This is a genomic window from Rhodococcus sp. IEGM 27 (assembly GCF_033142305.1).
Classification (GTDB): domain Bacteria; phylum Actinomycetota; class Actinomycetes; order Mycobacteriales; family Mycobacteriaceae; genus Rhodococcus_F; species Rhodococcus_F oxybenzonivorans.
In genome coordinates, this window is sequence record NZ_JAWLSG010000002.1 from 43,628 (window position 1) to 61,084 (window position 17,457).

23 protein-coding genes are annotated in these 17,457 nt (G+C 66.2%); 11 read left to right on the plus strand and 12 right to left on the minus strand.

The features are described from left to right. Positions 1-15: 15 nt before the first annotated feature. On the minus strand, positions 16-1,005 hold the full coding sequence (rsgA, locus tag R4P95_RS06515; RefSeq protein WP_109335200.1) for a ribosome small subunit-dependent GTPase A: 990 nt from the start codon (positions 1,003-1,005) through the stop codon (positions 16-18). After that, positions 1,002-2,318 carry a 3-phosphoshikimate 1-carboxyvinyltransferase gene (aroA, locus tag R4P95_RS06520; protein ID WP_317746433.1) on the minus strand — a complete coding sequence of 439 codons (1,317 nt, stop codon included), beginning with the start codon at positions 2,316-2,318 and terminating at the stop codon, positions 1,002-1,004. The genes rsgA and aroA overlap by 4 nt, the downstream gene beginning before the upstream one ends. A 101-nt stretch (positions 2,319-2,419) precedes the next feature. Here aroA and R4P95_RS06525 point away from each other — a divergent pair, with 101 nt between their 5' ends. Continuing rightward, positions 2,420-3,172: an SOS response-associated peptidase gene (locus R4P95_RS06525; RefSeq protein ID WP_317746608.1), complete on the plus strand. Its 753-nt coding sequence runs from the start codon at positions 2,420-2,422 to the stop codon at positions 3,170-3,172. Here R4P95_RS06525 and ybaK read toward each other — a convergent pair. Continuing rightward, positions 3,159-3,653: a Cys-tRNA(Pro) deacylase gene (gene ybaK, locus R4P95_RS06530; RefSeq protein ID WP_109331250.1), complete on the minus strand. Its 495-nt coding sequence runs from the start codon at positions 3,651-3,653 to the stop codon at positions 3,159-3,161. The two genes, R4P95_RS06525 and ybaK, sit on opposite strands and share 14 nt — an antisense overlap. A gap of 201 nt (positions 3,654-3,854) precedes the next feature. Here ybaK and R4P95_RS06535 point away from each other — a divergent pair, with 201 nt between their 5' ends. Together R4P95_RS06535 and rsrA are read left to right on the plus strand one after the other, a co-directional pair. Beyond that, entirely contained in the window at positions 3,855-4,511 is a 657-nt protein-coding gene (locus R4P95_RS06535; protein WP_374432561.1) for a sigma-70 family RNA polymerase sigma factor, read from the plus strand. Beyond that, positions 4,508-4,789: a mycothiol system anti-sigma-R factor gene (gene rsrA / locus R4P95_RS06540; RefSeq protein WP_109331247.1), complete on the plus strand. Its 282-nt coding sequence runs from the start codon at positions 4,508-4,510 to the stop codon at positions 4,787-4,789. The genes R4P95_RS06535 and rsrA overlap by 4 nt, the downstream gene beginning before the upstream one ends. Before the next feature lie 71 nt (positions 4,790-4,860). On the opposite strand, the gene R4P95_RS33535 is transcribed toward rsrA, so the two are convergent. Then, positions 4,861-4,935, minus strand: coding sequence for a 50S ribosomal protein bL37 (locus R4P95_RS33535; protein WP_022597109.1), 75 nt, complete (start codon positions 4,933-4,935; stop codon positions 4,861-4,863). A gap of 92 nt (positions 4,936-5,027) precedes the next feature. Between R4P95_RS33535 and R4P95_RS06545 the strand changes: the two genes are divergently transcribed. Both R4P95_RS06545 and R4P95_RS06550 read left to right on the plus strand, forming a co-directional pair. Continuing rightward, entirely contained in the window at positions 5,028-5,243 is a 216-nt protein-coding gene (locus R4P95_RS06545; RefSeq protein WP_005240095.1) for a biotin/lipoyl-binding carrier protein, read from the plus strand. Between the two features lie 24 nt (positions 5,244-5,267). Further along, a complete protein-coding gene (locus R4P95_RS06550; RefSeq protein WP_317746434.1) occupies positions 5,268-6,779 on the plus strand; it encodes a sensor histidine kinase in 1,512 nt (503 codons plus the stop codon). 80 nt (positions 6,780-6,859) lie between these two features. Here R4P95_RS06550 and R4P95_RS06555 read toward each other — a convergent pair whose 3' ends face one another. Next, the gene (locus tag R4P95_RS06555) at positions 6,860-7,114 is read right to left on the minus strand and encodes a WhiB family transcriptional regulator (RefSeq protein WP_005240099.1); all 255 of its coding nucleotides are present in this window, start codon (positions 7,112-7,114) and stop codon (positions 6,860-6,862) included. A gap of 239 nt (positions 7,115-7,353) precedes the next feature. Beyond that, the gene (locus R4P95_RS06560; protein ID WP_317746435.1) at positions 7,354-8,307 is read right to left on the minus strand and encodes a diacylglycerol kinase family lipid kinase; all 954 of its coding nucleotides are present in this window, start codon (positions 8,305-8,307) and stop codon (positions 7,354-7,356) included. Positions 8,308-8,382: 75 nt separating this feature from the next. On the opposite strand from R4P95_RS06560, the gene R4P95_RS06565 reads away from it, so the two are divergent. Then, positions 8,383-8,796, plus strand: a complete 414-nt coding sequence (locus R4P95_RS06565) for a hypothetical protein (RefSeq protein ID WP_109331244.1) — start codon at positions 8,383-8,385, stop codon at positions 8,794-8,796. A gap of 3 nt (positions 8,797-8,799) precedes the next feature. Here R4P95_RS06565 and R4P95_RS06570 read toward each other — a convergent pair whose 3' ends face one another. Together R4P95_RS06570 and R4P95_RS06575 are read right to left on the minus strand one after the other, a co-directional pair. After that, positions 8,800-9,279, minus strand: a complete 480-nt coding sequence (locus R4P95_RS06570) for a GNAT family N-acetyltransferase (RefSeq protein ID WP_159925907.1) — start codon at positions 9,277-9,279, stop codon at positions 8,800-8,802. Next, positions 9,276-9,890 carry an acid phosphatase gene (locus tag R4P95_RS06575; protein ID WP_317746436.1) on the minus strand — a complete coding sequence of 205 codons (615 nt, stop codon included), beginning with the start codon at positions 9,888-9,890 and terminating at the stop codon, positions 9,276-9,278. Before R4P95_RS06575 ends, R4P95_RS06570 begins: the two co-directional genes overlap by 4 nt. Before the next feature lie 69 nt (positions 9,891-9,959). Between R4P95_RS06575 and R4P95_RS06580 the strand changes: the two genes are divergently transcribed. Next, positions 9,960-10,757 carry an AAA family ATPase gene (locus R4P95_RS06580; RefSeq protein ID WP_317746437.1) on the plus strand — a complete coding sequence of 266 codons (798 nt, stop codon included), beginning with the start codon at positions 9,960-9,962 and terminating at the stop codon, positions 10,755-10,757. Here R4P95_RS06580 and R4P95_RS06585 read toward each other — a convergent pair. Beyond that, positions 10,729-11,559 carry an SDR family oxidoreductase gene (locus R4P95_RS06585; RefSeq protein WP_317746438.1) on the minus strand — a complete coding sequence of 277 codons (831 nt, stop codon included), beginning with the start codon at positions 11,557-11,559 and terminating at the stop codon, positions 10,729-10,731. The two genes, R4P95_RS06580 and R4P95_RS06585, sit on opposite strands and share 29 nt — an antisense overlap. A gap of 69 nt (positions 11,560-11,628) precedes the next feature. On the opposite strand from R4P95_RS06585, the gene R4P95_RS33540 reads away from it, so the two are divergent. Together R4P95_RS33540 and R4P95_RS06595 are read left to right on the plus strand one after the other, a co-directional pair. Next, the gene (locus R4P95_RS33540) at positions 11,629-12,051 is read left to right on the plus strand and encodes a hypothetical protein (protein WP_397517647.1); all 423 of its coding nucleotides are present in this window, start codon (positions 11,629-11,631) and stop codon (positions 12,049-12,051) included. A gap of 67 nt (positions 12,052-12,118) precedes the next feature. Continuing rightward, positions 12,119-12,532 carry a VOC family protein gene (locus R4P95_RS06595; RefSeq protein WP_317746440.1) on the plus strand — a complete coding sequence of 138 codons (414 nt, stop codon included), beginning with the start codon at positions 12,119-12,121 and terminating at the stop codon, positions 12,530-12,532. Here R4P95_RS06595 and R4P95_RS06600 read toward each other — a convergent pair. Together R4P95_RS06600 and R4P95_RS06605 are read right to left on the minus strand one after the other, a co-directional pair. Then, entirely contained in the window at positions 12,524-13,738 is a 1,215-nt protein-coding gene (locus R4P95_RS06600) for a hypothetical protein (protein WP_317746441.1), read from the minus strand. The genes R4P95_RS06595 and R4P95_RS06600 overlap by 9 nt on opposite strands. Before the next feature lie 9 nt (positions 13,739-13,747). Continuing rightward, positions 13,748-15,340: a DEAD/DEAH box helicase gene (locus tag R4P95_RS06605; protein ID WP_317746442.1), complete on the minus strand. Its 1,593-nt coding sequence runs from the start codon at positions 15,338-15,340 to the stop codon at positions 13,748-13,750. 324 nt (positions 15,341-15,664) lie between these two features. Here R4P95_RS06605 and R4P95_RS06610 point away from each other — a divergent pair, with 324 nt between their 5' ends. Then, positions 15,665-16,345: a ferritin-like fold-containing protein gene (locus tag R4P95_RS06610; RefSeq protein WP_208961267.1), complete on the plus strand. Its 681-nt coding sequence runs from the start codon at positions 15,665-15,667 to the stop codon at positions 16,343-16,345. A gap of 121 nt (positions 16,346-16,466) precedes the next feature. Continuing rightward, entirely contained in the window at positions 16,467-16,697 is a 231-nt protein-coding gene (locus tag R4P95_RS06615) for a DUF3107 domain-containing protein (protein WP_109331225.1), read from the plus strand. 63 nt (positions 16,698-16,760) lie between these two features. Here R4P95_RS06615 and R4P95_RS06620 read toward each other — a convergent pair whose 3' ends face one another. Next, on the minus strand, positions 16,761-17,432 hold the full coding sequence (locus tag R4P95_RS06620) for a TetR/AcrR family transcriptional regulator (RefSeq protein WP_109331224.1): 672 nt from the start codon (positions 17,430-17,432) through the stop codon (positions 16,761-16,763). Positions 17,433-17,457: the final 25 nt, after the last annotated feature.

Genomic DNA, 17,457 nt, shown 5'->3' on the forward strand with positions numbered 1-17,457 from the left:
CGGTTCGCCCCTTCGTCACCACGCTTCGTTGGAAGCGATCGCGGTGAGGAGGTGGCGGACCGCGTCGACGCGTCGGGCCGCTTTCCCTTCGAGCTGATCGAGCGCGCACTCCGGATCGGCGGGCGGGCCCAGATGGGTGCACCCGCGCGGGCAGTCTTCGATCGCCGCGGCCAGGTCGGAGAAGGCGGCCACCACATTCTCGGGGGAGATGTGGGCAAGCCCGAACGACCGGATTCCGGGGGTGTCGATCACCCATCCACTCGTCGGTAGGGACAGCGCCACGGATTGTGTCGAGGTGTGCCGCCCTTTCCCGACCCCGGACACCACACCCACCGCCCGATCGGCATCCGGAACGAGCCGGTTGACCAGCGTGGACTTGCCCACACCGGAATGACCGATCAGTGCGGTGAGCTTTCCCGACAACATGGTCATGACGTCGTCGACGGGATCGTCTCGTCCGGCGACCACCACGGGAACATCGAGATCCGCGAAAGCGCTCGCGAATTCCTCGGGCGGCTCGAGGTCACTCTTGGTGAGGCAGATGATGGGGTTCAACCCGCCGACATAGGCGGCGACCAGCGCGCGCTCGACGAAACCGGTGCGCGGTGGGGGATCGGCGAGCGCGACCACGATCAGCAACTGCTGGGCGTTGGCGACGACGATCCGCTCGTACGGATCGGTGTCGTCGGCCGTCCGGCGCAGAACGGTGGAGCGCTCGGCCACCCGCACGATCCTGGCGAGAGTGTCGGGCTTGCCGGAAAGATCGCCCACTACACTGACCTGGTCTCCCACCACGATGGGGGTGCGGCCCAATTCTCGGGCGCGCATGGTGACGATCAGGCGCTCTGGATCGCCGCCCAGTACGCAGCCCCACCGTCCCCGGTCCACCGACACGACCATCGCCGACTCCGCGCTCAGGTGCTCCGGTCGGGTCTTGGTCCGCGGCCGCGTCCCCCTACCCGGACGGACCCGCACATCGGACTCGTCGTACTCGCGGCGGCTCAGAAGCTCGCCTTCCGACCGGTGCCCGCAGCTGCGGTCACCATTGCGGCCCAGAGGTTTTCGAAGCCCGGCAGCGTCTTGGCCGTGGTGCCCACGTCCTCGACTGCCATGTCGTCGACGACGAGTCCGATGATGGCGCCTGCCGTCGCCATCCGATGATCGGCGTAGGAGTGCCACGTCCCGCCGTGCAGCGTCGTGGGAACGATGGTGAGACCGTCCTCTGTCTCGGTGACGTTCCCGCCGAGCGCGTTGATCTCGGTGGAGAGCGCTGCCAGCCGGTCGGTCTCGTGACCGCGCAGATGCGCGATTCCCCGCAGATGGGAGGGCCCTTCGGCCAGGGCCGCCAGGGCGGCGACGGTGGGAGTGAGTTCGCCGACGTCGTGCAGATCGATGTCGATTCCGGTCAGAGTGCCCGGTCCGGTGACCGTCAACTCGTCGCCGTCGAGCCGCACCTGCGCACCCATGGCGAGGAGAATCTCGCGTATCGCATCACCGGGCTGCGTTGTGCGGCCGGGCCAGCGTGGCACCGTCACCTCTCCGGCGGTGACGGCGGCCGCCGCGAGGAAGGCCGTGGCGTTCGACAGGTCCGGTTCGATCGCCCAATCGACGGCCCGGATCACGCCTGGACTCACCCGCCACGTGTCGGCGTCACCGCCGCTTGCCGGCGTGGACACCGCGACACCGGCTGCGCGCAGCATCTCGACGGTCATCTCGATGTGGGGCATCGAGGGAACGGACTTGCCGTCGTGGTGCACGGTGACACCTTCGTCGAATGCAGCCGCCGACAGCAGCAGGCCCGAGACGAATTGTGAGGAACCGGACGCGTCGATCGTGACGTGTCCGCCTCGGAGCGAGCCGCGGCCTTCGACCGTGAACGGCAGTGCGTTCCCGTCGATGTCCGCGCCCAGGCTGCGCAGCGCGTCGAGAATGGTGCCCAAGGGGCGTGTGCGGGCCTGTTCGTCCCCGTCGAACCGGACCGTGCCCGACGCGAGTGCCGCCACCGGTGGCAGGAAGCGCATGACCGTGCCCGCCAGACCACACTCCACCGATCCACCGCGGAGGGGTCCGGGGGTGACCTCGAGCGTCGTGGTGTCGTCCTGCTCTTCGACAGTGGTCCCGAGAGTGCGGAGAGCGTCGATCATGAGGTCGGTGTCGCGACTGCGGAGCGCACCGCGCAAAGTCGAGGGGCCCTGCGCGAGCGCGGCGAGGATCAGTGCACGGTTGGTGATGGATTTCGATCCGGGCAGGACAACCGTCGCAACGACGGGCTCTTCGGCGCGGGGGGCTTTCCACAGGCTCAGGCTCACGGTCTCCATCTTCGCCTACGCGAGGGGTGAGGGGCACGGCTGGGCGGCGTGTCGGGTGGGTGGATGGACGGCTCGGCACGGTGTCGGTGGTCCGTGCCACTCTGGTGGGTATGTGTGGCAGGTATGCGACCACTGCGGATCCGGCAACGCTGGCGACCGACCTCGATGCCATCGACGAGGTGGGGGAGGAGCCAGGTCGACCGGATTTCAACGTCGCCCCGACCACCGAGGTACTCACTGTCCTCGACCGCCACGACGCGCGTCGTGTCCGGCGGATGAGGTGGGGGCTCGTCCCGCCGTGGTCGAGGAAAGTCGGCGGCGGACCCGTCCTGTTCAACGCCCGCGCCGACTCGATCGACAAACCCGCGTTCCGGAACGCGTTCACACACACGCGGTGTCTGGTGCCGATGGACGGGTGGTTCGAGTGGAAGAACGAAGCCACGGGCGGCCAGGGACGGGCGTCGCGCCGAACCGAGAAGATTCCGTACTATCTGTCGCCGCAGGACGGTTCCCGTCTGTACGTGGCAGGGCTGTGGTCCGTATGGCACGACCGGTCGGTGCGCGCCCCCGCACCTGTCCTGAGTTGCGCCATCGTCACGGTCGACTCCGCTGCCCAGTTGGCGGATGTGCACGATCGGATGCCGCTCGTGTTGCCGCGCGATCGGTGGGACGCCTGGCTCGATCCTCGGCAACCCGCGTCGGCCGACCTACTCACGGTCTCGACCGAGGCCATCGCCGACATCGGGATCCTCCGGGTGTCGACGCGAGTGAACAGTGTCCGGAACAACGGACCCGAGCTACTCGAGCACGATCCGGGCATGCCCGACCAAGCGCAGGCCGGAGAGCAGCTCAGCCTGCTGTGACGGCGGCGACCACCGCTCCGCTCAGCCGCACCAGGTCGGCCGGCGCGAGTTCGATCTCCACACCCCGGCGACCCGCACTGCACAGCACCCGATCCCAGTTCATGGCGGAGGCATCGATCACGGTCGGAAGGATCTTCCGCTGCCCGAGCGGCGAGATGCCCCCGAAAACGTAACCGGTCGACCGCTCCGCCTCGCTCCGCTCGGCCATCACCGCTCTACCCGCCCCGAGTGCCGCCGCTGCGGCCTTCAGCGACAGCATGTCCGGCACCGGCACGACCGCGACGGCGAGCTTGCCGGTGTCGAGTTTGATCACGAGGGTCTTCAGAATTTGATGGGCCGCGACCCCTACCGTTTCGGCGAGCGCGTCGACGGCCTCGGAGCCGTACGACTCGGCGCGCGCGTCGTGCGCATAGCTGTGTACCCGGTGCGCGACGCGCTGTTTACCGAGCAGGGTGGTCGCGGGGGTCGCAGTTCCGGCCATGGATGAACACTGTGCCATCTCGTCCCGGCGGCCTCAGGAGTACGTCCCGGGAACACAGTCGGGGGCAGCCGTGTTGGTACGGGCAGAAGCAAGCGTCCAGTGAAGGGAGTGGTCCTACTCGTGATGGCCACGGTAGCGGAGCCCACGTCGCGTCTGCAGTTGGCGGTAACCTTGACGCCCACGGCGACCGAAGGGATCAGCGTGCACGAACATGACCGTCCGAAGGCAGACCGACCCGAGCCCCAGGACGAGTTGATCGCGCGTTTCGAAAGGGATGCGCTTCCACTTCTGGATCAGTTGTACGGTGCTGCGCTGCGGATGACGCGCAACCCTGCGGATGCCGAAGATCTGGTGCAGGAAACGTACGTGAAGGCCTATACGGCATTCCGGTCGTTTCGTGAGGGCACCAATCTCAAGGCCTGGCTGTACCGGATCCTGACCAACACCTACATCAACTCGTACCGGAAGAAACAGCGGCAGCCCGCGCAATACCCCACCGACGAGATCACGGACTGGCAGCTGGCAGCGACGGCAGAGCACTCGTCTACCGGTTTGCGGTCCGCCGAGGTGGAGGCGCTCGATGCCCTTCCCGACGACGACATCAAGGAGGCGTTGCAGGCGCTTCCGGAGGAGTTCCGGATGGCCGTCTACTACGCCGATGTCGAGGGATTCCCGTACAAGGAGATTGCCGACATCATGGGTACCCCCATCGGGACCGTGATGTCGCGTCTGCACCGCGGACGTAAGCAGCTGCGCGGCCTGCTGAGTGACGTCGCACGTGAACGCGGCTTCAACCGGGGTGACGGAGAGCTGCCGGCCGAGGCAGCCGTAGGTGCGGATCAGGAGGTTTCCCGGTGAGCGAGCAGGACGAATTCGAGCAGCTCGACTGCTCCGCGGTGATCGCCGACGTCTGGCTGATGCTGGACCGCGAATGTGATGCGGCCTCGCGCGCGCGGCTGCAGCGGCATCTCGACGAGTGTGGCTCCTGCCTCGAGGCCTACGGGATCGAGGAGAAGGTCAAGAGCTTGGTGAGCCGCAAATGCGGTGGCGAGCACGCCCCCGAAAGCCTGCGGCAGCGGCTCTCCGTCGAGTTACGGCGGACCATCCTGATCACAGAGACCGAACGCGAGGCTTAGGGCGTCAGACAAGCAGTCAGGGGCCGGAAAGCGTGCTGCTTTCCGGCCCCTGATGTGCGTTCTACGGCGCGTCAGGCGTTGGGACGCTTGCCGTGGTTGGCGGCATTGCCCTTGCGACTGCGCTTCTTGCGACCACGCTTACCCATGAGTAGATCTCCCTTCTTTTCACTACAGTGTTCCACGTGTGGTTGGGTGTCTGTGCAACAGGGCTTTCTCGACCCCGGGAGTAAGGATCACGATGGCAGAAGACGTGCGCGCCGAGATGGTGTCGACGGTGTATCAGGTTGTGGTCAGTGCGGGTGACGAGGTGAAGGAAGGCGACACCCTCGTCATTCTGGAATCCATGAAGATGGAAATTCCCGTCATCGCCGAGGAGCCCGGCACCGTCACCTCCGTGGATGTCAAGGTCGGCGACGTGATCCAGCAGGGCGACCTCATCGCCGTCATCTCGTGAGCTGACTCGAAGTCCCCTCAGCCGATGTCCACCCTGAGCGATCTGCTCGCCGAGCACACCGATCTTCCCGGGTCCGCCGTCGATCACCTCCAGAGAGTGGTCGGGGAGTGGCAACTCCTGGCCGATCTGTCGTTCGCCGACGTGCTGTTGTGGGTCGAGGATTCTGCGTCCCCGAAAGAAACACGGACGGTGATCTGCGTCGCCCACTGCCGGCCCACCACTGCGTCGACCGCGTATCCCGAGGACGTCGTCGGAACGGTGGCCTCGGAGTCCCAGCATCCGCAGGTGTTGCAGGCCCTCGTCGAGGAGCGGGTTGTGCGGCCGACGGATGGTGGCACGCATGCCGGTCTGCCGCCGCGGGGCGAGGCCGTCCCGGTGCGCTGGGGCGGCGAGGTGATCGCGGTACTCAGCCGGGACACGAACCTGTCGCATCAGCGGGCGCAGAGCCCGCTCGAAGTGGCTTACCTCGACTGCGCCGAAGACCTGTGCCAGATGATCAGCGACGGTACCTTCCCGATCCGGGAGTCGCGGTCGGACACCAATTCCAGTCCCCGCGCCGGCGACGGCTTCATCCGCCTCGACACCGAGGGTCGCGTCGTCTATGCCAGCCCCAACGCCTTGTCCGCCTATCACCGCATGGGTCTGAGCTCCGACCTGGTGGGACGCAACCTGGCGGCCACGACGCGGTCACTGGTCACCGACCCGTTCGAGTCGCAGGAGGTTGCGGGCTATATCCGCGACACCCTGGCAGACATCCCCGGCAGGCGGATGGAGATCGAAGCGAGGGGAGCGACGGTGCTGTTGCGTGCGCTGGTCCTCAAGCCCGGCGGTAAAAGGGTGGGCGCTGCCGTCGTCGTCCGCGATGTCACGGAAGTCAAGAGGCGCGATCGAGCGCTCCTCAGCAAGGATGCGACGATCCGTGAGATTCATCACCGGGTCAAGAACAATCTGCAAACGGTGGCCGCCCTGCTCCGTTTGCAGGCGCGGCGCACCAACAACGAAGAAGCGCGCCAGGCGCTGACGGAATCCGTGCGCCGGGTCACCTCGATCGCGCTCGTGCACGACACGTTGTCGATGTCCGTGGACGAGGAAGTGAACCTCGACGAGGTCGTCGACCGGCTGGTACCGATCCTGTCCGACGTGGCAACCGTGAGCACACCCATCAAGGTCCGGCGTGTGGGAAGTTTGGGGGTGTTCTCCGCGGAAAGGGCCACACCGCTCGTCATGGTCCTGACCGAACTCGTGCAGAACGCCATCGAGCACGCCTTCGAACCCGGTGCACCCGGGACGGTCACGATGCGCGCCGAGAGGTCCGCACGCTGGCTCGACGTGGTGATCCACGACGACGGGAAAGGCCTGCCGCCCGGTTTCAGCCTCGAACGTTCCGATCGTCTCGGCCTGCAGATCGTCCGGACACTCGTGGCCGCCGAACTGAACGGTTCCCTGGGCCTGCACCCGGGAACGGACGGCGGAACGGACGCAGTGCTGCGGGTTCCGCTGGGCCGCCGCGGACCTCGGTACTGGAACGCGACGTGACGGCCCACAGAAGCAGGAGGGTGCACAAAGCAAGAGGCCCGGCACCATGTGGTGCCGGGCCCGTCTTCCTCGAAGTACTTCTATACGGTCGTGCGGGCCCGCGTGCGCGCGTTACGGCGCTTGAGTGCGCGTCGCTCGTCTTCGCTCATACCGCCCCAGACACCGGCGTCCTGGCCCGACTCGAGAGCCCAGGAGAGGCATTCGGCGGTGACCGGGCAGCGGTTGCAGACAACCTTGGCATCGGCGATCTGCGCGAGAGCCGGACCGCTGTTGCCTACGGGAAAGAACAACTCGGGGTCTTCGTCGCGACAGATTGCCTTGTGGCGCCAGTCCATCCTTCTGCTCCTTAACTGGGTGCGTAATGCACCATTTTGTCTTGGTGAGTTCATCTGTGCGTAGAGAATGTTTCCGCACTGTTGCTTGTGAATGCTTTCACGAACTGGCGGGATGTCAATAGAAATCCGCCGCACCGTGGGGGAACTCACTTACTAAGGTCGCCCTATGAGGCGCGCCGTCCTTTGTACCCCATGGCAGCCCGGCCCGCGAGGTGGAAACCCGATTTCTCGAGGTCTGCTCAGGATCTGGGCGCAACCACGTCCAGGGCCTCCGGCACCGACACGAACTCCACGTCGTTGCACAGGCCGATGTAATCGCCGTCCATCTGCAGTCCGATCGGCCGGGACGCCGAGATCCGCACCGACGGCACGTCGTCGACCCTGATGAGCTTCTTCGCGCGCGGACTGGCACCGGGGGTCAACAACTGGCGGGCAACACGAAGTGTGGTGACGATCGACGTGGAGGTCATGGCGAAGACGCCGAGGCCACTGTCGTAATTCGTGTCCGGGTTGGTGTGGACCTCCCGTTTGTTCAGATACGTCCACGGACTGGCATTCGACACGAATGCGTAGTGGACGCCCTCGACTCGTTCCTGCCCAGGAACGTGCACCGTGAGCGTCGGCTCGGCGTTCTTCGACCGGAAGAAGACCCGGACCGCTGCCCGCACGTACTGGGCGGGCGTGGCCGGTCGGCCGTTCTTGCGGTGGGCGTCCACGGCCTCACAGACCGCGGCGTCCCACCCGAGACCCGCGTTGAACGCAAACCAGCGGTTGTCGCAGTGGGCCAGACCGATCCTGCGCAGCTCGCCGCGCGCCAGCAGGTCGATGAGCTGGTTGGTGGCGTCGACAGGATCGGCGGCGATGCCGAGTGACCGGGCGAACACGTTCGCCGAACCCCCGGGTACGACGGCGATCGGCGGAACCGGTTCCACCGACTCGACTCGTGTCGACCCCGGCGGGGGCGTACCCAGGAGGCCGTTGACGACTTCGTTGACGGTGCCGTCGCCGCCGTGGACGATGATCAACCCCATTCCGTCCACACAGGCCTGCTGCGCGAGTTCGGCGGCGTGGCCGCGGTGCGTCGTGTGCGCCACCGTCAATCGCACTCTGCTCGACAGTGCATGAGCGAGGAGGTCGCGCCCGGCGGGGGTCGTCGAGGTGGCATTCGGATTGACGATCAGCAGCGCGCGCACAGGGACCAAGACTAGTGGGGCGTTGTGCGTCACCGTCCCGAGCCTGCCGGCGTCTCGGTGTTCTAGGCTTGCCGCGTGCCGAAGCCGCCTCTCAGCCAGTCCACGCCCGCAACGGTCCGCTCCGCGGGTGCACTGGTGTCGCTCGAGGGTGCCGTCGCCGTCGGGGTGGCCGTCGTGCTGGTCGTGCGTGGGCTGCTCGGCCACGATCAGAGTGTGAGCAGCGGCTACGGAACCGCGGCATGGTTCGCCATCCTCGGTGGCGCAGTGCTCGCCGCGGGCGTGGCGTTGATCTTCGGCAGGCGCTGGGGTCGGGCCATCGCGATCGTCGCGCAGTTGCTCCTGCTCCCGGTGGCGTGGTCGCTTCTCACCGATTCACACCAGCCCGTGTTCGGTGTCCTGCTCGGGGTCGTGGTGATCGGTGCTCTCGGCTGCCTGTTCAGCAGCCCCACGTCGAAGTGGATGGCCGCCGAATACGGTCAGGACGAATGACAGTCAGCTCACCTCGGATGCCAGCTTTCCCAGCGGGTCCCCGGTGAGCCGGTAGGTGGTCCACTCGTCCTGAGGATGAGCGTCGAGCGATTCGTAGAACTCGATCGACGGAGTATTCCAATTGATCACCGACCACGACAGTCGCGTGTAGCCGTTGTCGATGCACTCCTTGGCGAGTGTGGCGAGCAGCGCTTTGCCGTGCCCGGCACCTCGTTCGGAGGGGCTGACGAACAGGTCCTCGAGGTAGATACCGTGGGTGCCGTCCCACGTGGAGAAATTGCGGAACCAGACTGCGATGCCGACCACGCGCCCGTCGTCGCTCTCGGCGACGTGCGCGAAGGTGGACGGCTGCGGTCCGAAGAGCGCGTCCTGCATTTGCTCTGCCGTGACGGTGCACGCGTCGCGCGCCTTCTGGTGTTCGGCGAGCTCGTAGATCATGGCCGTGATGGCAGAGACGTCCTCGGGTCGTGCGCGTCTGATCATCGGGAACCTTCCTCGATCGTCACGTTGTGAGTGACCAGTTGTTGTGCGCCATGCTCGAAACCCAGTATCGAGTAGGCGCCGGGCGACAGTGCGAATCGGCGCCCCTCGCTTACCGGCAGATCCGCCCACCGCGCGATGAGGGCGCGAGAGAAGTGGCCGTGCCCTACGAGGATCACGTCGCGGTCGGGAAGCTGCGAATGGGCAACCGAGAGGACGAGATCGCACCGGGCATGAATCTGCTCCGCCTGTTCTCCGCGCGGACAGGGATGAGTCCACACCGTCCAGTCGGGCACCTTCGTGCGTATGTCCGGCGTCGTCAGGCCCTCGTAGGTGCCGTAGTCCCATTCGACGAGCGCGTCCCACGTGCGGTGGATCTTCAGTCCCGCGAGCTGAGCGGTGTCCTGGGCGCGGCGGCGGGGGCTGACGATCACGAGTGGATTGCGCAATCTCAGAGCGTCGAGTGCGGTGCCCAGCGTCCGGGCCTGCCGTTCGCCCACGTCGGTGAGCGGGATATCCGTGCGACCTGTGTGTTTACCGGCACGCGCCCATTCTGTCTCGCCGTGCCGGAGGAGGACGATCCGACGTTCTGACGGCGAATCACTCGGTGGCATTGATCCATCATGTCAGTCGAATCGCGTGTAAGGCTCGCCTCGAGGGGCGAAGTAGGACAGGATCGAGCCGTGACAACGGTTCTTGCAGTGGCAAATCAGAAGGGTGGGGTCGCCAAGACCACCACCGTCGCTTCTCTGGGTGCGGCGCTCGTTGCGCTGGGCAACAAGGTTTTGGTGGTCGATCTCGATCCACAGGGATGTCTGACCTTCTCCCTCGGCCACAATCCTGACCGTCTCGAGGCCTCGGTCCACGAGGTGCTGACCGGCGATCTCGCTGCGAAGGATGCCGTGATCCCCACCGCGGACGGTGTCGATCTGCTTCCTGCCACGATCGACCTGGCCGGTGCGGAAGCGTTGCTCCTGATGCGTCCCGGTCGCGAGTTCGCCCTCAAGCGCGCTCTGGCATCGCTACTGGACGACTACGACACCGTCATCATCGACTGCCCGCCGTCGCTCGGGGTGCTCACGCTCAACGGTCTCACTGCTTCGCAATCGGTGCTGGTCCCGCTGCAATGTGAAACGCTCGCCCATCGCGGTGTGGGCCAGCTGCTGCGGACGGTCCGGGAGGTCCAGCAGATCACCAACCCCGACCTCGTGCTGCTCGGTGCACTGCCCACGCTCTACGACGCCCGGACCACGCACAGTCGCGACGTACTGTCCGATGTGTCCGACAGATACGATCTGCCGGTCCTGTCGCCGCCGATTCCGCGGACCGTCCGGTTCGCGGAGGCGACGGCGTCCGGCGCCACCGTTCTGGCAGGGCGCAAGAACAAGGGTGCGCAGGCCTATCGTGACCTGGCGGACAACCTGGCGAAGCACTGGGCCGGGTCCGAGCTGGTCACGTTCTCGACTGGAAGTGCCGAGTAAGGTCCTCAGGGGTCGGGTTCCAGGCCGCAGGCCAATCCTGTTGCCGGAGTAATGCATCCGTGCCGCCGTCGGCGAAAACGACACTTCCGCAGAGGAGTGTGGAGCCCGGTCCCACCAGGAACTCGACCACGGCTGCGATCTCCTCGGGCCGGCCGCGGCGTCCCAGTGGTACTGGGTAGAAATCCAGGGCTTTCGCCAGCTCGGGGTCGAGGTCGGGCCCGTTCGTCATCGGTGTGTCGATCATCCCGGGTGCGACGGCGTTGAGGCGGATCTTCCGCCCGACCCATTCGGTGCGGACGGCTTCGCGCCGGACCCACCAGGCCAGCGCCAGCTTGGACGCCGGGTATGCCGGAATGGCGGTGGCCTCGTCCCCGAGTTCCAGGGCTCTGGCCTCGTCGCCATCGAGGCATGCGGCTACGAGGTGTTCCGAGATGCCCGGTTGGGTGGTAGTGCTGCTCGACGAGATCACGACCACCGACGCACCCTCGGCCCGCTCGAGTGCCGGCCGCAGTCCGGTGGCGAGGTCGACAGCGCCGAAGTAGTTGACAGCGACGAGTGTCCCGCCGGCAGCGTGGGAGAGCGGTCCGAGTCCCGCACAGCACACGAGCCCGTGCACGACTCCTTCGCTGACCTCGGTTACTGCCGCCACCGCCGCAGACCGGCCTTCAGGGGTCGACAGGTCGGCGACGACGTGGGTGTTCGCGAGGTCGACACCGATGACGTTGTGACCGGCCGAGATGAGTAGCTGACCGGTGGCGGCGCCGATGCCTGACGCGGCGCCCGTGATCACGTAGGTTGCCATTGAAGAATTAGAACACGTTACAGCTCGCGCGAGGGCGGAGTTCTGCTCGGATCGTGCCACTTCGCCATAATGAGCCCGGAATCCCGTGGGTTCCGGGCGAGCAATCGGCACGCAACACGAATTGGGAGTCGTAGTCGCCACCGTTCTGGGAGCGGAAGGCAGCTGGCTCCCGGCGCCCGTGTCGCGTCGATTTGCACGGGATCGTTCGTTCACGCGGCCGCCGGCCTGCTGCACAACCGTCGCGCGACCACGCTCGGGAAATCGGCCAACGCGTTCCGGCGGCTCTACCCCGACATCGATCTCGACCCAGGGGTGCTCTATACCCACGACGGCGAGGTGCTCACCGTGGCGGGCGTGGCGTCGGGAATCGACCTGTGTCCTTACATGATTCGGTGCGACCACGGGGCGTCGGTAGCGAACGAGGCTCTCCGGAACGGGTTCGGTCCGGTGGCTCGTCGAGCAGCGACTGCATACCGGGCCACCTTCCGCTGACCGGACGCGTCGTGTGTGTGCGCATTTGTCCAAGCCTCGGGGGGTCGGCCACGTTACCGTCACAGGCATGACGCCACCGAGCACGATCCCGAAAATACGGGCGCAACCGCTCGTCTCCGTAGCCGACGTCGAACGGGCCGCCGACTGGTATTGCCACGTCCTCGGAGCGGTGAGCGGCCACGGGGGATGCGAGTACGAGCAACTTCTCGTCGACGGAGTTCTGATCCTGCAATTGCACAGGATCGACCTCGGCCACCATCATGGCGCGCTGTGTGACCCGGCGCTCCCGAGGGGTAACGGGGTGGCGATCTGGTTCGAGGCCGGTGATTTCGACGATGTGCTGACACGAATACGAGTTTCGGATGTCGACGTCGTCACCGACGTTCACTTCAATCCCAATGCGGGCCACCGGGAGATCTGGTTGCGTGACCTCGACGGCTACCTTGTTGTGATCGCGGAATCCGCCACGCCGTCAGCGTAGGACGGTGATCCGGTCGCCACGTTGCTCGATGACGAGGTCGCCCGCCACAGCGGTGGTGATCGGTCCCGTACCGGGATCGCGTTCGACCGGAATGGTTCTCAGCCGCGCACCCGTCGACAGGTCGAGAACAGCGATCCCGTTGTCGACCGGCACGAGGAGGCTGCCTGCCATGACGGCCCCGGGACCGAGGGCGCCGGGAAAGCTCCACCGCGGCGCAAGATCGGCGGCGCCCAAAGTCACGACATCGGAACCCGTCCACCACGTGACGACGGAACTGCTTGCCGCAGTGACCGAATCGGGCCCCACTGCAGAGGTGAGAGAGTACTCGGAGACTGCGTTGCCGGTGCCGTCGAACAGACCGATCCGCGGACCGGTGGACTTCCCGCCGGGTAGATACACGGCAGTGGTTTCACCGGACACGCCGAGAACCCGAGCACCCTCGACCCCTGCCTCGACGCCGGCGAGGACGCTGGACCCGTACTCTTCGGGCTCTTGATTGTCCTTCGGTGACGGGTTCATGACGGTCAGTCGGTCACCCTCCTCGCCGGGGCAACGCTCGAGCACGGCGAGCCGGCTACTGCTGGAACCGACGTCGAGCAACGTGCATCCGCTGCGAGGCTGTTTGCCGGGGTTGACGGGTGCGCCGACGCGGCCGTATTCGACGGTGCGCACCAAATCGGAGCGCCACAGCTCGAGTCGGCTGTTCCCACGCGCGGTGACATAGGTTCCATCCGCCGACAACATCACCTCGGGGTCGGCGTCACTGGAACGCTGCGCTACCCGGGCACCGGTGCCGCCGTCGAGTTCCGTCACCTGAGAGCACCCTCGCTCGTCGCGGTAGACCGCCACGACTTTGTCCCACGAGGCGGTCACACCGCACAGCTCACGATCCCGGGAGTACCGCCACAGCTCGTCACCGGACGTACGGTCACGTCCGACGACGTCACCACCGTCCGCGGTCACCACGGCGCCGGCGGCGACGAGAGGTGCAGTGGGGACGGCGCTCGACGCTTCCCACAGCGGATCGAGATTCTCGGGCACGGCCAGAGCCGTGACGAGTGCAGAGGGCGGCTCGGCCGCCGTCACCGAAGTGGTGCCCCTTGCGTCGCTACGGAACCACACGACGACCAGGGCGACCGTCACAATCAGTGCGATTCCGGCCGCGACGGCGAGATCGGCGCGCGAGCGCCGCTCAGGTGCGAGCACGGTAGTAATTTACTCCGCGTTCGTCGTGGCGCCGACCTTCGAGGTCCGGCGGCGACGACGACGGCGCGGCGCGGATGCACCGTCACCCTCGGTGTCGCCGGAAGCAGCGGATTCGGGGGCCGTCGTCTCGGCTGTGACCGACTTGGGGCCGACACTGTCGGTAGGATGCCCACCCCGTGTGCGGCGCCGGGCACGGGTGCGAATCGGGCGAGGAGCCCGCTCGGTGCTGTCGCCGTCCTCGACGGGCGCGGGCTTCTCGGCTTTCGCCGCCGGAGCCGCCTTCACCGAGCCGGTCGTCCCCGCCGGGATCGACAGCTCTTCGTACAGGTGGGGTGAGCTGGAGTAAGTCTCGACGGGGTCCGGGATGTCGAGGCCCAGGGCTTTGTCGATGAGCTGCCACCGCGGAATGTCGTCCCAGTCCACCAGCGTGACCGCGATGCCGGTGCGGCCCGCCCGGCCGGTGCGGCCGATCCGGTGGACGTACGTCTTCTCGTCCTCCGGGCACTGGTAGTTGATGACGTGGGTGACGTCGTCGATGTCGATGCCGCGGGCCGCGACGTCCGTTGCGACCAGTACGTCGATCTTGCCTGTGCGGAACGCCTTCAGCGCCTTCTCACGAGCGACCTGATTGAGATCGCCGTGGACGGAGCCCACGGAGAAACCGCGCTCGGCGAGATCGTCGGCGACCTTCTGGGCGGTGCGCTTGGTGCGGGTGAAGATCATCGTCGCGCCGCGGCCCTCGGCCTGCAGCACGCGGGCCACCATCTCCGCCTTATCGAGCGCGTGCGCCCGGTAGATGTGCTGGCTGGTCCGGTCGTGCACCGCAGAGTCGTCGGCCTGCTCGGCGCGGATGTGCGTCGGCTGGGTGAGGAACGTGCGGGCCAGCGTGATGATCGGACCCGGCATGGTCGCCGAGAACAGCATCGTCTGACGCTTGTCCGGCACCATCCCGAGGATGCGCTCGATGTCGGGCAGAAAGCCCAGGTCGAGCATCTCGTCGGCCTCGTCGAGAACGAGGACCTCGACCTTGCCCAGGATCAGATGACCCTGGTTGGCGAGGTCGAGCAGGCGGCCCGGGGTGCCCACGACGACGTCGGCGCCCTTCTGGAGCGTTGCGATCTGCGTTTCGTACGGGCGGCCACCGTAGATGGCGAGAACCTCGAGCTTGTTCTTCTCGCCCTTCAGGTACTTCGCCGCGTTGTCGAGGTCCTTGGTGACCTGAATGCACAGCTCGCGGGTCGGCACGATGACCAGTGCCCGGGGGGTGCCGTCGAGCTTGGCCGTTCCGGTGGTGCCACTGGAGATGCGGTGGAGCAGCGGGACACCGAAACCGAAGGTCTTTCCCATGCCCGTGCGGGCCTGACCGATCAGGTCGTCGCCTGCGAGGGCGAGCGGCAGGGTCAGTTCCTGGATGGCGAACGTGCGCTCGATGCCCTGCTCGTCGAGAGCCCGGACGATTTCGTCACGAACGCCGAGTTCGGCAAAGGTGGGAGCAACGTGAGTGGAGTCGAGCTGCGCAGACAGCGTGGTCTCGGTCGCGTCGTCTTCATGGTCGACAGTGATCTTGCTCAGGGGACTAGCCTTCCTCGTAGCTGCACGCACGCACGAGGTAAGGGCCAGGCCGCCGTTCGGCCCGATTTCCCAGTCGACGCTTGTCGAGATCCTCTTCCGAGTGATCCTGCCTCTGCCTCAGCGCGGAAATTCGAAGAATTTCGGCGAGGCGCGGCTGGGACCGTCGATCAGGTGCGCGCACATTATCGGTGGAGAACCGCTGACCACATCGTGAACGCGATCAGTGCCGGACCGGCGTTCGATGGTGACGAACGTGGCGACGAGCGGCTATCCACCATCATTGTAGCCGGACAACGCCCGCTCGCCGGTTGCTCATGGGGAATGTCACTCCCCGACGCACTAGGCTGGGGCGCCATGGAGCCCAACACGCCTGCCTCGTCGAACTCGACCATTCCCGCTGATCACCCCGGTGTCAGCGAACTCTTCGCGGTCCTTGCATACGGCGAGATCTCCGCCTTCTACCGGTTGTCCGAGGACGCGCAGATGGCGCGAACCCTCGAGGGTAAGGTCGCGCTCGCCAGCATGGCAGCCGCCGAAATGGGCCATTTCGAAATGCTCGAGCGCGCGTTGACCGCGCGCGGATTCGACATCTACGAGGCCATGGACCCGTTCGTGCGCGCGTTGGACAACTACCACGCCTCGACGACGCCCTCCACCTGGCTCGAGGCGCTCGTCAAGGCCTATGTCGGTGACGGAATCGCCGCCGACTTCTACCGCGAGATCGGCCATTCCCTGCCCGCCGAGGCGGCCGGAACGGTCGAAGAAGTGCTGTCACAGACCGGCCACTCAGAGTTCGTCGTACACGAGGTGCAGCGGGCGATCGCCGCCAGCAACCGGGACAAGGACCGCCTCATGCTGTGGGGCCGGCGTCTGCTCGGTGAAGCGATCACGCAGGCGCAATTCGTGTTGGCGCAGCGCGAGGCGCTGACCGATCTCGTGATCTCCGCGTCGGGAGACCTCAATGGTGTCGTCGCCTTGTTCGACCGCATGCAGAAGATGCACGCCGAGCGCATGGCGGTGCTCGGTCTCGTGTGACATCGCCCCATGCGGACGCCCTGTTCGCTCAGGGCACAGCGCACCTGCGCGCCCCGGCGGGGCCGACTGCATTAGCCTGGCCAGGACAGCTGATGTTTCTCGGAGAGTTCGGAGGTTGACCGTGGAGGTCAAGATCGGTGTAATCGACAGCCCACGTGAGCTCATCGTCAGCAGCGAGCAGACCCCGGACGAGGTCGAGACACTGGTCTCGGGCGCCCTCGGCGGCGGCGACGGGATCCTGTCTCTGCAGGACGACAAGGGACGCAAGTTCCTCATCCAGGCGGCGAAGATTGCGTACGTGGAGATCGGTCCGTCGGATATCCGCAAGGTCGGGTTCGCTCCCACTGCGTGACGGTGTACGAGAAAGGGCCCGCAGCCGTAACCGGCTGCGGGCCCTTTCTCGTACACCTAGGTTCTAGCGCTGCTCAGGATGCAGCGGCACGCGGGACAGACCACCCCACGCCAGGGTGACGGTGGTGTCGACCGCTTCTTCCTTGGGAATGGGACGCGCCGCTTCGAGCCAGTAGCGCGCCGTGAACTGACTTGCGCCGACCAATCCCACAGCCAGGATGCGGGCGCGATAGGGATCGAGACCGGAATCGTGACTGACGAGGTCGAAGACGGCGTCGACGCACGCCTCGGTGGCCTGCTCGACACGGCTCTGAACCTGAGGTTCGCCCATCAGGTCCGACTCGAACACCAACCGGAAGCCCTGCGAATCATTGTCGACGAAGTCGAAGAACGCCTGGACCGCCGCACGGACGCGCTGCTTGTTGTCGGTGGTCGATCGCAATGCCTGACGGACACCCGAGATCAGGCTGTCGACATAGCTCTGCAGAACGGCGACATACAACTCGAGCTTGCCGGGAAAGTGCTGGTAGAGGACGGGCTTGCTCACTCCGGCGCACTCGGCGATCTCGTCCATACCGGCAGCATGGTACCCGCGCGTGACGAAGACCTCGCTGGCTGCAGCGAGTAGCTGCAGTCGCCGGGCGTCGCGGGGGAGACGCGTACTGCGCCGCGGCCCGTTACCCTTTCCGGTGGTGGCGTCGCGATCGGAGTTCGTCCGATCTGCGAGTTCAGTCATAGCGCTTTCCAATCTGCACAAGTAT

Bases quoted from the DNA above. Each gene is read 5' to 3' on its own strand.
- R4P95_RS06595 (WP_317746440.1), top strand. From the start codon at position 12,119: ATGACGCCACCGAGCACGATCCCGAAAATACGGGCGCAACCGCTCGTC.
- ybaK (WP_109331250.1), bottom strand. From the start codon at position 3,653: ATGGCCGGAACTGCGACCCCCGCGACCACCCTGCTCGGTAAACAGCGC.
- R4P95_RS06575 (WP_317746436.1), bottom strand. From the start codon at position 9,890: ATGCCACCGAGTGATTCGCCGTCAGAACGTCGGATCGTCCTCCTCCGG.
- R4P95_RS33540 (WP_397517647.1), top strand. From the start codon at position 11,629: ATGAGCCCGGAATCCCGTGGGTTCCGGGCGAGCAATCGGCACGCAACA.
- R4P95_RS06570 (WP_159925907.1), bottom strand. From the start codon at position 9,279: ATGATCAGACGCGCACGACCCGAGGACGTCTCTGCCATCACGGCCATG.
- R4P95_RS06545 (WP_005240095.1), top strand. From the start codon at position 5,028: ATGGCAGAAGACGTGCGCGCCGAGATGGTGTCGACGGTGTATCAGGTT.
- R4P95_RS06610 (WP_208961267.1), top strand. From the start codon at position 15,665: ATGGAGCCCAACACGCCTGCCTCGTCGAACTCGACCATTCCCGCTGAT.
- R4P95_RS06585 (WP_317746438.1), bottom strand. From the start codon at position 11,559: ATGGCAACCTACGTGATCACGGGCGCCGCGTCAGGCATCGGCGCCGCC.
- aroA (WP_317746433.1), bottom strand. From the start codon at position 2,318: ATGGAGACCGTGAGCCTGAGCCTGTGGAAAGCCCCCCGCGCCGAAGAG.
- R4P95_RS06525 (WP_317746608.1), top strand. From the start codon at position 2,420: ATGTGTGGCAGGTATGCGACCACTGCGGATCCGGCAACGCTGGCGACC.
- R4P95_RS06620 (WP_109331224.1), bottom strand. From the start codon at position 17,432: ATGACTGAACTCGCAGATCGGACGAACTCCGATCGCGACGCCACCACC.
- R4P95_RS06550 (WP_317746434.1), top strand. From the start codon at position 5,268: ATGTCCACCCTGAGCGATCTGCTCGCCGAGCACACCGATCTTCCCGGG.
- R4P95_RS06555 (WP_005240099.1), bottom strand. From the start codon at position 7,114: ATGGACTGGCGCCACAAGGCAATCTGTCGCGACGAAGACCCCGAGTTG.